Raw genomic sequence first — 14,379 nt, 5'->3', positions numbered from 1 at the left:
TTGATCGGCCGGGCTCGATCGGACCGGCGTATCATCCAAGACGTCATACGCGAGGTAGTGATTTTTTCCGAATCCGCCACTCGTCGCGGGCGACGAACAGCGCAGCGCCGGCCAGCATCAAAGCGAGGCCGAACCAGGTGATGGCATAGACCACGTGGTTGTTCGGGAAGGCGATCACGGTCAGGCCGCCATGGGGCTGCCCCGGCGCGTCCAGCGCGGCATTGGCATCGATGAAATAGGGCGCGACAGCGCCGAGCGTCTGGCTGGCGGCAATCGCCTCGACATCGCGGGAATACCAGCGCTGGGTAGCGGGATCATTTGAGCGCAGGAACCCACCCTTCGGTTCGGTGACGCGCAGCAGCCCGGTTACCGACACCTGCGTCGCGGGCGCCGCGAATGCGCCGGCTTTGCGCTCATCCGGGCTGACGAACCCCCGGTTCACCAGCACGGTGTAGCCGGCCTCGGCGCGCAGCGGCGTCAGCACCCAGAAGCCGGCGCCGAGATCCGAGACAGCCTGCACCAGAGTATCGGCGCCCGGCACAAACCGCCCGGTGACGCTGACGCGACGATATTCATCGTCATTGCGATTGATCGCAGGCCACGCCGCAGGCCCGGGTGCAGCTTCGGGCGCGGCGTGGCTGCGCTGATCGACACGTGCGATCAGATCCAGTTTCCAGGCGCGGCGTTCGACCTGCCAGATGCCCAGCGCGGTCAATCCCGCGATACCGAGCAGTGCCAGCAGGCCCAGCACCGTGAGGGTTGTCGCGCTACGTGGCGACCGCCCGGATTTCATTTTCGATTCAGACGACTCCTGTCTGGCCGGGCGGTCTACGACGATCCCGTCGTTGGCGCGCGCCGTGGCCATCAGGGCATATTCCTCATGTCGTGAACCGGCATCATGTTGACGTTGAGGTGGTACATCACCCAGAGCGAACCGCTCAGCGCAATCACGACGATGATGATCGTGAAGATCAGCGCCATCATGGTCCAGCCGGCATCCGACGTCGTGTTCATGTGCAGGAAGTAGACCATGTGAACCACGATCTGCACCACAGCGAACGCAACGACGATCGCGATGGTCCAGTTCTTGTTCTCGATCGCGCCCGTCATCACCAGCCAGAATGGAATGGCGGTAAGGATGACCGAGAGGACGAAGCCAGTCATATACGACTTGAACGAACCATGGTCGCGGCCGTCATCGTGACCGTGGTCATCGTGACCATGTCCGTGCGCGACATGTGCATCGGCGCTCATCGCAGCACTCCCAGCAGATAAACAAAGGTGAAGACGCCGATCCAGACGACGTCGAGGAAATGCCAGAACATGCTCAGGCACATCAGCCGCCGCTGGTTCGCCTCGATCAGGCCGAAACGGGCGACCTGCACCATCAGCGTCACCAGCCAGATGATGCCGAAGGTGACGTGCAGGCCGTGGGTGCCTACCAGCGTGAAGAAGGACGACAGGAAGGCGCTCCGCCAGGGGCCAGCACCTTCGTGGATCATGTGATGGAACTCATAGAGTTCGATGCAGAGGAACGCGAGGCCGAACAGGCCGGTGATGCCGAGCCACATCTGGGTCGACTTCACTCTACCCTTCATCATCTCCAGCATCGCAAAGCCATAGGTGATCGACGAGAACAGCAGCATCGCGGTGTTGAGCGCGACCAGCTTGAGGTCAAACAGATCCTTCGGCCCCGGCCCCGCGGCATAGCTGCCGCCGAGCACGCCGAAGGTGGCGAAGAGCATCGCGAAGATGAGGCAATCGCTCATCAGGTAGAGCCAGAAGCCCAGCATGGTGCTGGAACCGGCCGGATGATCGTGTTCATCGACGACGTAGAAGACCGGGACTTCAGTGCCGTTTATCGTTTGGGTCGGTACGTTCATGACGCGGCCTGTACTGCGAGAAGTTTCGTACGCTCGCCTTCGGTACGGATGACGTCCTCCACCGGAATGTGGAAGTCACGGTTGTAGTTGAAGGTATGGAAGATCGCGACGCCGACGATGGCAACGAAGCTCAGGGCCGCGAGCCACCACATGTACCAGATCAGGGCGAAGCCCATCGCCGTGGCCAAGATCGAGAGGATCACGCCGGTGCCGGTGTTCTTCGGCATATGGATCGGCCTGAAGCCCTCCAGCGGACGCGTATAACCGCGGCGCTTCATGTCCCACCATGAGTCATTGTCGTGAATGACCGGGGTGAAAGCGAAGTTGTAATCCGGCGGCGGCGACGACGTTGCCCATTCCAGCGTGCGCCCGTTCCAGGGATCGCCCGTGGTATCCCGCAGCTTCTCGCGATTCCAGATGCTGACCGCGATCTGCACGAGGAAAGCACCGATGCCAATGGCGATCAAAACCGCACCAAAAGCAGCGATGACGAACCAGATCTGCAGCGACGGATCGTCGAAGGTGCGCAGGCGGCGGGTGACGCCCATCAGACCAAGCACATAGAGCGGCATGAAGGCGAAGTAGAAGCCGAGGACCCAGCCCCAGAACGATACCTTGCCCCAGAACTGATCGAGCTTGAAGCCGAAGGCCTTCGGGAACCAGAAATTGATAGCCGCGAAGATGCCGAACACCACGCCGCCGATAATCACGTTGTGGAAATGGGCGATCAGAAACAGGCTGTTATGCAGCACGAAGTCGGCCGGCGGTACTGCGAGCAGAACGCCGGTCATGCCGCCGATCACGAAGGTCAGCATGAAGGCAATCGTCCACATCATCGGCAGTTCGAACCGGATGCGGCCGCGATACATTGTGAACAGCCAGTTGAATATCTTCGCGCCCGTCGGGATCGAGATGATCATCGTCGTGATGCCGAAGAAGGAATTTACGCTGGCGCCCGAGCCCATGGTGAAGAAGTGATGCAGCCAGACGAGATAGGACAGGATCGTGATGACCAGCGTGGCGTAGACCATCGAGGTGTAGCCGAACAGCTTCTTGCCCGAGAAGGTCGAGGTCACTTCCGAGAACACGCCGAACAGCGGCAGGATCAGGATGTAAACCTCCGGATGGCCCCAGATCCAGATCAGGTTCACATACATCATCGGGTTGCCGCCGAGATCGTTCGTGAAGAAGTTGGTGCCGACATAGCGATCCAGCGACAACAGCGCGAGTACGGCGGTCAGGATCGGGAAGGACGCGACGATCAGGACGTTGGTGCAGAGCGAGGTCCAGGTGAAGATCGGCATCTTCATCATGGTCATGCCCGGCGCACGCATCTTCACGATGGTCGCAATCAGGTTGATGCCCGACAGCGTCGTGCCGACGCCGGCCACCTGCAGCGCCCAGATATAGTAGTCGACGCCGACATCCGGACTGTAGCCGATGTTCGATAGCGGCGGATAAGCCAGCCAGCCGGTCTTGGCGAACTCACCGACGAACAGCGACATCATGACAAGGATGGCGCCACCGGTGGTCATCCAGAAGCTGAAATTGTTCAGGAACGGGAACGACACGTCGCGCGCACCGATCTGCAGCGGCACGATGTAGTTCATCAGGCCGGTGACCAGCGGCATCGCGACGAAGAAGATCATGATCACGCCATGCGCCGTGAACACCTGATCATAGTGATGGGCGGGCAAGAAACCTTCGGAGCCGTTGAAGGCCATGGCCTGCTGGGCGCGCATCATGATCGCGTCGGCGAAACCGCGCAGCAGCATGACGATGCCCAGCACCATATACATGATGCCAATCTTCTTGTGGTCCACGCTGGTGAACCACTCCTTCCAGAGATAGCCCCACAACTTGAAATAGGTCAGCGCGCCGAGCAGCACGATGCCGCCGAGCGCGACCATCGCGAAAGTCGCGACCAGAATCGGCTCATGATAGGGAAACGACTCAAGCGTCAGGCGGCCGAAGATGAACTTCGCAAGCCCTGTATTTGCCAGTGCGGCTGTATCAGACATTTAGATCGACCCGATCAGGTGTTGGAAGCGCGCCGCTCGGCAGGCGGCGGCGCAGGCGTGAAATTGAACGGCGCGGGGGCGGCACCCGGGCGCGCGAGACCAGCACCGGTAACCGGCGTCGGGTCGAGTGTAGTCGTCGAGCGGTGATCGGCTGCTTCGCGTGCGGCCTCGGCAAGGGTGCAGACGCTAGCAACGTAGTTCTTCGTCGAGCTGGAGCCGTCGAGCATCGAGATATTGTATTTCAGCGGCAGGATATTGCGAGCGCTGGCGAGACCAAGCCCACCCTTCGCATCCATCGCCATCATCTCGCTCATGCACATCTTGCCGGGCTGGGCGCACATGTTGAGAATCGCCTTGTAGAGATCAGGCGCGACTTCCTTATAGAGACGAACCGGCACATTCTCGCTGGGCTTTTCGAGATCCAGATAGGCCTCGCGGCTCAGCGTCTCGTTGCTCACCTTGGCCTTGGCGATCCAGGCATCGAAGCCGGCCTGATCGACGCCATGGAACTTGAAGCGCATGCCGGAGAAGCCGGCGCCGCTATAGTTCGCCGAAAAGCCGTCATAAACGCCGGCCTTGTTGATGACCGCGTGCAGCTTGGTTTCCATGCCGGGCATCGCATAGATCTGGCCGGCGAGCGCGGGGATATAGAAAGAGTTCATCACCGACGAGGCAGTGATCTTGAAGCGCACCGGACGATCGACCGGCGCGGCCAGTTCATTGACCGTAGCAATGCCGTAGTCCGGGTAGAAGAACAGCCACTTCCAGTCGAGCGCGACGACTTCGACCTGCAGCGGCTCAAGAAGGCTCGCAGCATTGCCGGGCGCAATCCGGTCGAGCCGACGATACGGGTCTAACAGATGCGTGCTGGACCAGGTCACGGCGCCGAGACAGATGATGATGAGGAGGGGCATCGACCAGATGACGAGCTCGAGATGGGTCGAGTGATCCCAGTCCGGCTCGTATTTCGCGTCAGCATTCGACTGCCGGTACTTCCAGGCGAAGAACACGATCAGGGCCATCACCGGCACGATGATCAGCAGCATCAACACCGTGGAAATGACCACGAGATCGCGTTGCTGCACTGCGATGTCACCCGCAGGATTCATCACGACGAAATTGCATCCGCCCAGCAAGGCAACCAAGGGCAGCAAAAGGAGTATCCGTAGGCGGCTCAAGGTGTTACCCATTCGATAATGTCCGTACGCGCGCACGGTTAGGCGTATTTGCTGCAGGGCAACATTGGACAATTTGTCCAATGGTCCGAAGACGCGGTTCGCGACAAATCGTCAACCTCGCGTCGCCCTTTGGGCGTCGATTGCATGACCTTCAACACAGCACCGACGGATAGAAAAAATGGCGCAGACGTCATCGACGATTGAACGGGACGCACGCCTTCTGCACGCGGATGGCCACGGAGCCGTGAATCCGGGCGAGATCGCCATTGGCGTCATCATCGGCCGGACCTCCGAGTTCTTTGACTTCTTCGTCTATGCGATCGCTTCGGTGCTGGTGTTTCCGAAGCTCGTCTTCCCCTATCTCGATCCGCTGACCGGCACTCTCTATTCCTTTGCGATCTTTTCGCTGGCATTCATCGCCCGCCCGATCGGCACGATGATCTTCACGGCCATCGATCGCAGCCAGGGCAAAGGCGCCAAACTGACCATCGCGCTGTTCCTGCTCGGCGTTGCCACCGTCGCCATCGCCTTCCTGCCCGGCCACGAATCCATCGGCGTCGCATCGGCCTGGCTGCTGGCTGCTGCACGTATTGGCCAGGGTATTTCCTGGGGTGGCACCTGGGACGGCCTTGCTTCGCTGCTGGCGCTCAATGCGCCGGAAGGCAAGAAGGGCTGGTACGCCATGATCCCGCAGCTCGGCGCGCCGATTGGCCTTCTGGTGGCGAGCGCGCTGTTCGCCTTCTTCGTCGACACTCTGTCCGCTGACGACTTTCTCGACTGGGGCTGGCGCTATCCGTTCTTCGTTGCTTTCGCCATCAACGTCGTCGCCCTGTTTGCGCGCCTGCGCATGGTGGTGACGCCCGGCTACACCGAACTGTTCGAAGCCCGTGAACTCGAGCCGTCCTCGATCACCGAGACGATCGCCCAGCAGGGCCGCACCGTGGTGATCGGCGCATTCGCACCACTGGCGAGCTTCGCACTGTTCCACATGGTCACAGTGTTCCCGCTCTCATGGGTGTTCCTGTTCACCCGCGAAGCACCCGGCCGCTTCCTGATCGTCGAATGTATCGGCGCCGTGTTCGGCATCATCGCCATGATCGTGTCGGGCTATGTCGCCGACAAGGTCGGTCGCCGCACGCTGCTGACCGGTTCGGCGATTGCCATCGCGGTATTCAGCGGCTTCGCACCGCAGATGCTGGACGGCGGCATCGTCGGCGAACTCGCCTTCATGGTGACCGGCTTCATCCTGCTCGGCCTGTCGCTCGGTCAGTCGTCGGGCTCGGTCGCCTCGAGCTTCTCGAAGCGCTTCCGCTACACCGGTTCGGCGCTCACCACCGACCTTGCCTGGCTGTTCGGTGCCGGCTTCGCACCATTCGTGGCGCTAGTGATGTCGAGCCGCTTCGGCCTGTCCTCGTCGGGCGTGTATCTGCTGTCGGGCGCAGTCGTGACCCTGCTTGCGATCTCGATCAACCGGCAGTTCGCCAGCCGCGACGCCTCGGCGATCCAGCCGTAAGCAACACTGTCGCTAAAGAAAGAGCCCCAGTTCTGATCAGAACCGGGGCTCTTTCTTTTTGTTCTGGCTTATTTCCCTGACGCGAACCGGCATCTACTTCGCTAATGCGACAGCGGCACATCATCCTGATGCAGGATGCGTTCGGCGGCACCCTGCAGGTCGTCATACTGGCCTGATTTCAGCGACCACAGGAACGCCGCGAGGCCGCACAGGCCAAGCCCAATGGCGATCGGAATCAGATAGAAGTAGTCTGTCATTCCGCCGGCTCCATTCTGACTGACATTCGCGGCGTTGATGCGCTTGCGCCCTGAGACTTGTCGGACTTGCCGCGGCCACGCAGCCGCAGCGCGTTGGCCACCACGACGATGGACGAACCGGACATCGCAATCGCGGCAACTAGCGGCGTGACGTGACCCATGATCGCGATCGGCACCGCAATGAGATTGTAGCCGACTGCCAGAGCGAGATTCTGCCGCACGAGATGCCCGGCCTCGCGCGAGACCGCGATTGCCTGAGACACCGCCGACAGGTCCTCGCGCAAGAAGACGAGATCTGCCGCGTTGCGCCCGACATCGGCAGCCGATGCCGGCGCCATCGACGCATGCGCGGCCATCAGCGCCGGCGTGTCGTTGAGACCGTCGCCAACCATCAGCACCTTCTTGCCGGCGGATGCCAGCTCGGCCACATGCGCCGCCTTGCCGCCCGGCAGCACGCCGGCGAAATATGGCACGCCCATGCCTGCAGCGAGTGTCCGCACCGGCGTCTGGCGATCGCCCGAGACAACCTCGACTGACAGTCCGTCGCGCTTCAATGCGCCGACCGTTTCAGCCGCGCCCGCACGCAACCGATCCTCGAAGCGGAAATCCGCCACGCATTGTCCATCGCGCGACAACACGACGGAAGAGCCATCGAGATCCATACCGCTGGTATCGGTGAGGGCCCATTCCGGCCGCCCGAGGCGCAGCACGCTGCCGCCGAGACGCGCTTCCATGCCGCAGCCCGGATGTTCGGAGACATCATCGAGCGCAATCGGAGTCGTCGTTGTTGAAACGGCAGCAGCGAGTGCACGCGAATAGGGATGACGCGAATGCGCGGCGATCGCGCCGGCCAGTGCCAGGGTCGCAGGATCGACGTTGTGGGAATTGACGACGCGGGGATTGCCGAGCGTCAGTGTGCCCGTCTTGTCGAACACCACAGTATCGACCTCGGCGAGACGCTCAAGCGCCCCGCCATCCTTGATCATGATGCCGCTCTCAAACAGCCGCCGCGCAGCAACCACCTGCACCATCGGCACCGCGAGGCCAAGCGCGCAGGGACAGGTGATGATCAGCACCGCCACCGCAATGGTGATCGCGCGATGTACGTCGCCGGACACGATGAGCCAGCCGACGAGTGTGATAGCTGCGGTGAGATGCACCACCGGCGCATAAAGCCCGGCCGCACGATCGGCGATCCGGCGATAGACCGACCGGCCCTGCTCCGCGGCTTCCATCATCCGCAGCATCTCGGCGAGGAACGACTCGTTGGCAGAGGCCATCGCAGTAATCGTCAGCGGTCCCGTCAGATTCAATGTGCCGGCGCGCAGGATCGACCCCGGCAGTGCCGGCTGCGGCACGCTCTCGCCGGTGACCAGCGAAACATCGAGCTCGGACAAACCTTTGCTGACCTGCGAATCGACCGGCACGCGCTCGCCGGCAGCGAGCATGATGGTCATACCCACAGTGATTTCGCCGACCGGCAGGTAGGTCTGCGCACCGTCACTTTGCAGCACCAGCGCGCCGCGCGCGGCCAGACGCGCGAGCCCCTTGACTGCGACGCGCGCACGTTCGCGCATCATGTGATCGAGCGTGCGACCGATCAGCAGGAAGAACAGCAGCGACACCGCCGCATCGAAATAAGCATGTGGGCCATGGATCGCGGTCTCATACAGGCTCATGCCGAAAGCCAGCAATACGCCGAGCGAGATTGGCACATCCATATTGGTGCGACCGTGACGCAGCGCCTGCCAGGCCGAGCGAAAGAACACGCGGCCGGAATAGATCAGCGTCGGCAGCGCGATCAGTGCAGAGATGCCGTGGAACAGATCGCGCGTCGCAGGCTCGGCGCCGGACCACACCGAGACCGACAGCAACATGATGTTGCTGGCCGCAAAGCCCGATACCGCGAGCGCACGGATCAGTTCTGACAGCGTCGTATCCGTGGTATCGCCATCGACTTCGAACAGATGCGCTGCATAGCCGACATTGCGCAGCGTTTCGATGAAAGGCGGCGGTGCGACATCGGCGCGCCATTTGATGGTGACGCGCTTGGTCGAGAGATTCACCCGCGCCCATGTCACGCCGTCAAGCGCGCCAAGCGCTTGTTCGACCGTGCGGATACAGGCGCCGCAGTGAACGTCCGGCACCGAGAGATCGGTCTGCCTCAAACCGCCGGCAATGGTACGGCTGACCAGCAGGACTTCGCGCGGATCCGGCGCCGCCAGTATAGCCAATTCTGCTCCTGAGCCACAGCAACTCATCGGAGACCTCGTTTCTCACTTTGCACATGATCCTTTCGGAAAACCAGTTCCTACTTTTCCGGATCATGCTTTAGCCAGTCACCTCGACACCCGGCTTCATCGCCACATAGGCGTGCCATGTCCCGTGACCGAGCACGGGAAACACGACGATCATACCGAGCAGGCCGGTCATGACATTGATCAAGAACAAAGCCAGCGCGATTCCCGCCCAGGTCAGCATGACCGGCAGATTGGCCCAGACCATCCCCATGCTGGTGCCCATGGCGGTAAGCGCATCGACGCGTTCGTTGAGCAGCATGGGAATGGCGAACACGCTGATCGCAAACGAGAATGCCGCGAAGATGCCGCCGACCGCGGTGCCGGCGATCAGCATCGCCCACCCGATGGGTGTGGTGAACAGCATGGAAGCGACGCCATCGAGGCCGGGAAACGGGTTCATGCCGAAAAACAGCGCGTAGATGATCACCGCGGCGCGGATCCAGACCAGCATCAGCGAGCACAACAGGAGGCCCGCGAACAGCAACTGCCCGCCCGACTTTGGCCGGACAAGGATCATCTGCAGCAGCGACACCCGCTCATGGGCGGCGATCCGGCGACTCTTCTCATAGAGTCCGATGGCGAGCACCGGCCCGACCACCATGAAGCCGGCAAAGGCCGGAAACAGGATGTAGTCCCAGCCGAAGGCGAACAACCCGCCGACCAGGACGACCGAGACCGCAAAAACCAGCACGCCATAGCTGAGGCTCACCGACGGGATAATTGTCAGATCGCGCCAGCCGGCTTTGAGCCAGTCAAAGGCGACGGATGGCGCGACATGGCGATTCCACGACACCGAGGGTGGTAGCGGAGGAGCAACGGCTGGAAGAGTCATCTTCGACCTCGCAATCTCAATGACGCGGTGTGCATGACGAGGACGCCGCGCTGAATTGGCCGGCTTCCGCGACACTGGTGCCGCGCTTGACGTGATCAATACAGTCGGGCTGCGACGAGAACGCCACATAGACCATGTGCGCATTGGCCATCAGCACCAACAGCAGAGCGGCAGCAACCGCCATCCAGACCCAGACCTTCGCGTTGACCTGCTTCATCGCTGCTGCGCTCATGGTCCGGCAGCCCTGAGATTGACGAGATAGAGCGCGAGAATCTTGCGATCGAGCGCCGACAACCGCGAATCCCAGCTCGGCATGTGACCTTGCCGGCCCCCCCAGACAGTCGTGAAGACCGACTGGGCGTCGCCGCTATAGATCCAGAAATTGTCGCGCAGGTTCGGCGCGCCGAGTTCGATATTGCCGGTCGCGTTCTCGCCGTGGCAGGCGACGCAATTGTCGGTGAACACCGCCTTGCCGCTGGCGAGCTTCGCGGGCGCGATCGCCTTGGCCACCGCGGGATTCGACAGGCTGCTGACATAGTCGACGACATCGTCGATCTGCTCGCGCTTCAGCATCCCGTCGCGGCCGAAGGCCGGCATCTGCGAGGTCCGCGAGTCCTTGTGCGGCGAATTGATGCCAACGCGGATCGTCTCGGCGATCGCATCGGGCGTACCGCCCCAGAGAAAGGCCTGCGACACCAGCGTTGGAAAGCCGTTGCCACCCTCGGCGGTGCGGCCATGACAGGCCGCGCAATTGTCGCCGAACAACGTCGCGCCGGTCTGCCGCACGATCTTCATCAACTTCGGATCGGCCTGGATAGCTTCGAAGCTTTCGGTCTCGATCAGCTTGCTCCACTTGGCGCGGTCCGAGGCCGCGTCCTTTATCTGCTCGGCCACGATATTGCGCTGGTCGATCCCGAGCAGGCCCTTTGTATAGGTCACACCGAGCGGCCAGGCCGGCATCAGGATCCAGTACACGACCGAATAGAGAAAGGTCGCCCAGAGAAAGAAAACGACCGCACGCGGCACCGGCGTGTTCAATTCCTTGATGCCGTTCCACTCGTGGCCGGTGGTGAGATAGCCGGAGACGGGGTCGCGTTCCTCTACTGCCATCGCTTCGCCTCGTATGGCTTGTCCTCAACCGAGGGATCAAGGATCGACTGTGCCGCAGAGTCGAACGACGTCTTGTTCTTCGGCCAATAAGCATAGACCATCACGCCGATGGACATGGCGATCAGGTAGAACAGTCCGAAGGATTTCGCGAACCAGACGGTGGCCTCATGCTCCATCGTCACTCTCCCGCCGCAGCCGTTTTGGCCTTATGAGCCGCATCGGTCAGCTTACCCAATATCTGCAAGTAAGCGACCAGCGCATCCATCTCCGTCGGCTCACCGGGCTGACCGTCAAAGGCGCGCACATTGGTTGCCTCGCCATAGCGCTTGGTGACGCCTTCGGCGAAGGGCGTATCCGGCGAGGTCTGGCCATAGGCGTCGTTGGATGCGTTGGCGATCATCTCATCCGTATAGGGCACGCCGACCTTGCGCAGTGCGGTCAGATGCAGGCCGAGATCGTCGATCCGCGCCTTGGCGCGCGTGAGATAGGCATAAGGCGGCATCACGGATTCCGGCACCACGTCGCGCGGATTGATCAGATGCTTGACATGCCATTCGTCGGAATACTTGCCGCCGAGGCGCGCGATATCCGGTCCGGTACGCTTCGAGCCCCACAGCATCGGGTGATCGTATTTGGATTCGACCGCGAGCGAATATGGCCCGTAGCGCTCAACCTCGTCGCGCAATGTGCGGATCATCTGCGAATGGCAGGCATAGCAACCTTCACGGATATAGATGTTGCGGCCGGCGATCTCGAGCGGCGTGTAGACGCGCATGTCCGGCGCATCTTCCACGGTCTGATGGATCGTGAACAGCGGCACGATCTCGATGAGGCCGCCGATGCTGGCGGCAATGATGATACCGATGGCAAGACTCATCGTCTTGCGTTCGAGCTTGTAGTGCAGGCCGAACAAACCCATCGCTATTCTCCCGGCTGCAGCGCAGGCACGCCAGCGGGCTGTGCCGCCGGACGATCTGCGGCGCGTTCATCGGCGGGCTGACCAGCAGTGCGGATAGTCATGACGATGTTGTAGAGACCGATCACCGCACCAGCGAAGAAGAAGAACCCGCCGACCGCGCGCGCAACGTAATAGGGCTTCATCGCGATCACTGTCTCGATAAAGGAATAAGACAGCGTGCCGCTGCTGTTATAGGTGCGCCACATCAAGCCCTGGATGATGCCTGAATTCCACATCGCGAAGACGTATGTGAAGAGGCCGGCGACAGCGAGCCAGAAGTGCCATTCGACGAGCGCCGGCGAATACATCCGCTCGCGCTTCCACAGCCACGGCACCGACGCATAGATCGAACCGAAAGTGATCATCGCCACCCAGCCGAGCGCGCCGGCATGGACGTGGCCGACGGTCCAGTCGGTGTAATGCGACAGCGAATTCACCGAACGGATCGCCATGAACGATCCCTCGAACGTGGTGAGGCCGTAAAACACCGCAGCCACCATCATGAAACGCAGCGTCGCATCGTCGCGCACCTTGTACCAGGCGCCGTTCAGCGTCAGCAGAGCGTTGCCGGCGGAGCCCCAGGACGGAATCAGCAGCATCAGCGAGAAAGTCATGCCGAGTGTCTGCACCCATTGCGGCAGCGCCGTGTAATGCAGGTGATGGGAGCCCACCCACATATACATGAAGGTGATGCCCCAGAACGAGATGATCGACATCCGGTAGGAATAGATCGGCCGACCCGCGCGCACCGGCAGATAGTAATACATCATGCCGAGGAAGCCGGAGGTGAGAAAGAAAGCGACGGCGTTGTGGCCGTACCACCATTGGGTCATCGCATCCTGCACGCCGGAAAAGGCCGAATAGCTCTTGGCGTGACCGAACGAGACCGGCATCGCCAGATTATTGACGGTATGCAGAATCGCCACCACCAGGATGAAGGCCATGTAGTACCAGTTGGCGACGTAGATATGCGGCTCCTTCCGCCGCGCCAGCGTCCGCATATAGATGACGAAATAGACGATCCAGACGATTTCCAGCAGGAGGTCGGCATACCATTCCGGCTCGGCATATTCCTTAGACTGGGTGACGCCCATGAAGTAGCCGGTGGCGGCGAGCACGCAGAACAGATTGTAGCCGAGCAACACGAACCACGGGCTGATCTGATCGGGCAACCGCGCGCGCGAAGTCCGCTGCAGCACATAGAGCGAGGTGCCAATCAGCCCATTGCCGCCGAAGCCGAAGATCACTGCGCTGGTATGCGCGGGGCGGATGCGGCCGAAGCTCGACCAGCCGGCATCGAACGTCAGATTGGGAAACACCAGCTGCCAGGCAACCCAGTCGCCGATGAACATGCCGATGACGGCCCAGATCATCGCCAGAATGATCGCCAATTTGGTAGGGTCATCGTAGTACAGCGCGAGCCGGGCCTCGTCCGGCTCTGGCTCGTAATAGACATAAATGACACCGAAGATGCCGGCGATCCCCGCCAGCATGACAATCGCACCATGGACGCCGAGCGGATCCTGGCGGCCGGCGATCGCCATCGCGAGGCCGCAAATCGTGAGAGCCAGCAGGATGATGAGCGCGAGCTGCCGCTCCGATTTGGTCAATTGCGCGATCATCCGGTCATCCCCTGCTCGTCTCGCACCGGCTCGTCAGACAGGACGCGCAGCGCCCGATCGGCACAGAGCATCCTCACACCATCGAGAGTAGCTCACTCCGCCGCCACAGCGATTGACTTAGGTCAAGCCCGCGAACGGATTCCGACCGGGATCAATCGCAATTTTTGATACTTACAACCAATGTCGCGCAACCGAACCTGGCGCGTCTCTTCTACAGGCGCAGACAGGATGCCAGCGCCTGCTAGTCCTTCACGTCGTAGCGATAGGATTTCGAGACGATCTGCCAGCCATCGGCCAGCTTCATCGCGATCAGGTAGTCGGTGAAGTAACGCGGCGGCAGCTGGCAACGCACCTTGATGAAGGCCGTCTTGTCGTCAGAGCGATCGATGGTGACAATGAGGTCATCGCGGGTTTTGCCATCGACCTTGCCCGAGGTCCGCGTACGAACCATGGCCATCCAGTCCGGCATGGTCAGCACTTTCAGCTCGCCATTCTCGACCCAGCGCAGGTCCGCGGTCGGATGAAAGATCGCGCCAAGCTTGTCGGCATCAGCCTCGTAGAGGCCGTCGAAATAATGCTGGATCACCGCTTCAACGGTCGAACGATCATAAGCCAACTTAGTCCCCCACCCACAATCAGACTGGAACCCTTATAACACAGAAGCAATGACGGCCATACTATACCGTTGCATGGGTGGTCCGGCCT

General features: G+C 61.3%; 15 protein-coding genes. 1 reads left to right on the top strand and 14 read right to left on the bottom strand.

Going from position 1 to position 14,379, the window contains the following annotated elements:
* Nucleotides 1-43: 43 nt before the first annotated feature.
* Genes CHC01_RS06340 through cyoA form a run of 5 tightly spaced genes read right to left on the bottom strand, consistent with a single transcriptional unit; the run spans nt 44 to nt 5,082 of the window.
* Complete coding sequence (locus tag CHC01_RS06340; RefSeq protein WP_502695631.1) at nt 44-865, bottom strand: SURF1 family protein; 822 nt, start codon at nt 863-865, stop codon at nt 44-46.
* Nucleotides 865-1,254 carry a cytochrome o ubiquinol oxidase subunit IV gene (gene cyoD, locus CHC01_RS06335; RefSeq protein ID WP_089263391.1) on the bottom strand — a complete coding sequence of 130 codons (390 nt, stop codon included), beginning with the start codon at nt 1,252-1,254 and terminating at the stop codon, nt 865-867. Before cyoD ends, CHC01_RS06340 begins: the two co-directional genes overlap by 1 nt.
* Nucleotides 1,251-1,883 (bottom strand): cytochrome o ubiquinol oxidase subunit III, encoded by a 633-nt coding sequence (gene cyoC / locus CHC01_RS06330; protein WP_089263389.1) that lies wholly within the window; start codon nt 1,881-1,883, stop codon nt 1,251-1,253. The genes cyoD and cyoC overlap by 4 nt, the downstream gene beginning before the upstream one ends.
* On the bottom strand, nt 1,880-3,904 hold the full coding sequence (cyoB, locus tag CHC01_RS06325; protein ID WP_089263387.1) for a cytochrome o ubiquinol oxidase subunit I: 2,025 nt from the start codon (nt 3,902-3,904) through the stop codon (nt 1,880-1,882). Before cyoB ends, cyoC begins: the two co-directional genes overlap by 4 nt.
* A gap of 14 nt (nt 3,905-3,918) precedes the next feature.
* Complete coding sequence (gene cyoA, locus CHC01_RS06320) at nt 3,919-5,082, bottom strand: ubiquinol oxidase subunit II (protein ID WP_176454518.1); 1,164 nt, start codon at nt 5,080-5,082, stop codon at nt 3,919-3,921.
* 178 nt (nt 5,083-5,260) lie between these two features.
* Here cyoA and CHC01_RS06315 point away from each other — a divergent pair, with 178 nt between their 5' ends.
* Nucleotides 5,261-6,595 (top strand): MFS transporter, encoded by a 1,335-nt coding sequence (locus tag CHC01_RS06315; protein ID WP_089263383.1) that lies wholly within the window; start codon nt 5,261-5,263, stop codon nt 6,593-6,595.
* A 101-nt stretch (nt 6,596-6,696) separates the two neighbouring features.
* Here the strand turns inward: CHC01_RS06315 and ccoS are convergent, their stop codons facing one another.
* The 9 genes from ccoS to CHC01_RS06270 form a co-directional block, all read right to left on the bottom strand.
* Nucleotides 6,697-6,852, bottom strand: a complete 156-nt coding sequence (ccoS, locus tag CHC01_RS06310; protein WP_089263381.1) for a cbb3-type cytochrome oxidase assembly protein CcoS — start codon at nt 6,850-6,852, stop codon at nt 6,697-6,699.
* Nucleotides 6,849-9,113 (bottom strand): cation-translocating P-type ATPase, encoded by a 2,265-nt coding sequence (locus tag CHC01_RS06305; RefSeq protein ID WP_089263379.1) that lies wholly within the window; start codon nt 9,111-9,113, stop codon nt 6,849-6,851. Before CHC01_RS06305 ends, ccoS begins: the two co-directional genes overlap by 4 nt.
* 70 nt (nt 9,114-9,183) lie before the next feature.
* Nucleotides 9,184-9,984 carry a DUF2189 domain-containing protein gene (locus CHC01_RS06300; protein ID WP_089263377.1) on the bottom strand — a complete coding sequence of 267 codons (801 nt, stop codon included), beginning with the start codon at nt 9,982-9,984 and terminating at the stop codon, nt 9,184-9,186.
* Between the two features lie 16 nt (nt 9,985-10,000).
* Entirely contained in the window at nt 10,001-10,216 is a 216-nt protein-coding gene (locus CHC01_RS06295; protein ID WP_244558220.1) for a hypothetical protein, read from the bottom strand.
* On the bottom strand, nt 10,213-11,094 hold the full coding sequence (gene ccoP, locus CHC01_RS06290) for a cytochrome-c oxidase, cbb3-type subunit III (protein ID WP_089263375.1): 882 nt from the start codon (nt 11,092-11,094) through the stop codon (nt 10,213-10,215). The genes CHC01_RS06295 and ccoP overlap by 4 nt, the downstream gene beginning before the upstream one ends.
* Nucleotides 11,085-11,270 (bottom strand): cbb3-type cytochrome oxidase subunit 3, encoded by a 186-nt coding sequence (locus CHC01_RS06285; protein WP_349636609.1) that lies wholly within the window; start codon nt 11,268-11,270, stop codon nt 11,085-11,087. The genes ccoP and CHC01_RS06285 overlap by 10 nt, the downstream gene beginning before the upstream one ends.
* 2 nt (nt 11,271-11,272) lie before the next feature.
* On the bottom strand, nt 11,273-12,013 hold the full coding sequence (ccoO, locus tag CHC01_RS06280; RefSeq protein WP_170849621.1) for a cytochrome-c oxidase, cbb3-type subunit II: 741 nt from the start codon (nt 12,011-12,013) through the stop codon (nt 11,273-11,275).
* Between the two features lie 2 nt (nt 12,014-12,015).
* Nucleotides 12,016-13,674, bottom strand: a complete 1,659-nt coding sequence (ccoN, locus tag CHC01_RS06275) for a cytochrome-c oxidase, cbb3-type subunit I (protein ID WP_089263372.1) — start codon at nt 13,672-13,674, stop codon at nt 12,016-12,018.
* A gap of 241 nt (nt 13,675-13,915) precedes the next feature.
* Entirely contained in the window at nt 13,916-14,290 is a 375-nt protein-coding gene (locus CHC01_RS06270) for a nuclear transport factor 2 family protein (RefSeq protein WP_068729987.1), read from the bottom strand.
* Nucleotides 14,291-14,379: the final 89 nt, after the last annotated feature.

Origin of the sequence: Tardiphaga sp. OK246 (genome assembly GCF_900188215.1) — a bacterium.
Taxonomy (GTDB): Bacteria; Pseudomonadota; Alphaproteobacteria; order Rhizobiales; family Xanthobacteraceae; genus Tardiphaga; species Tardiphaga robiniae.
This window is presented reverse-complemented; position numbering and strand designations above follow the sequence as displayed.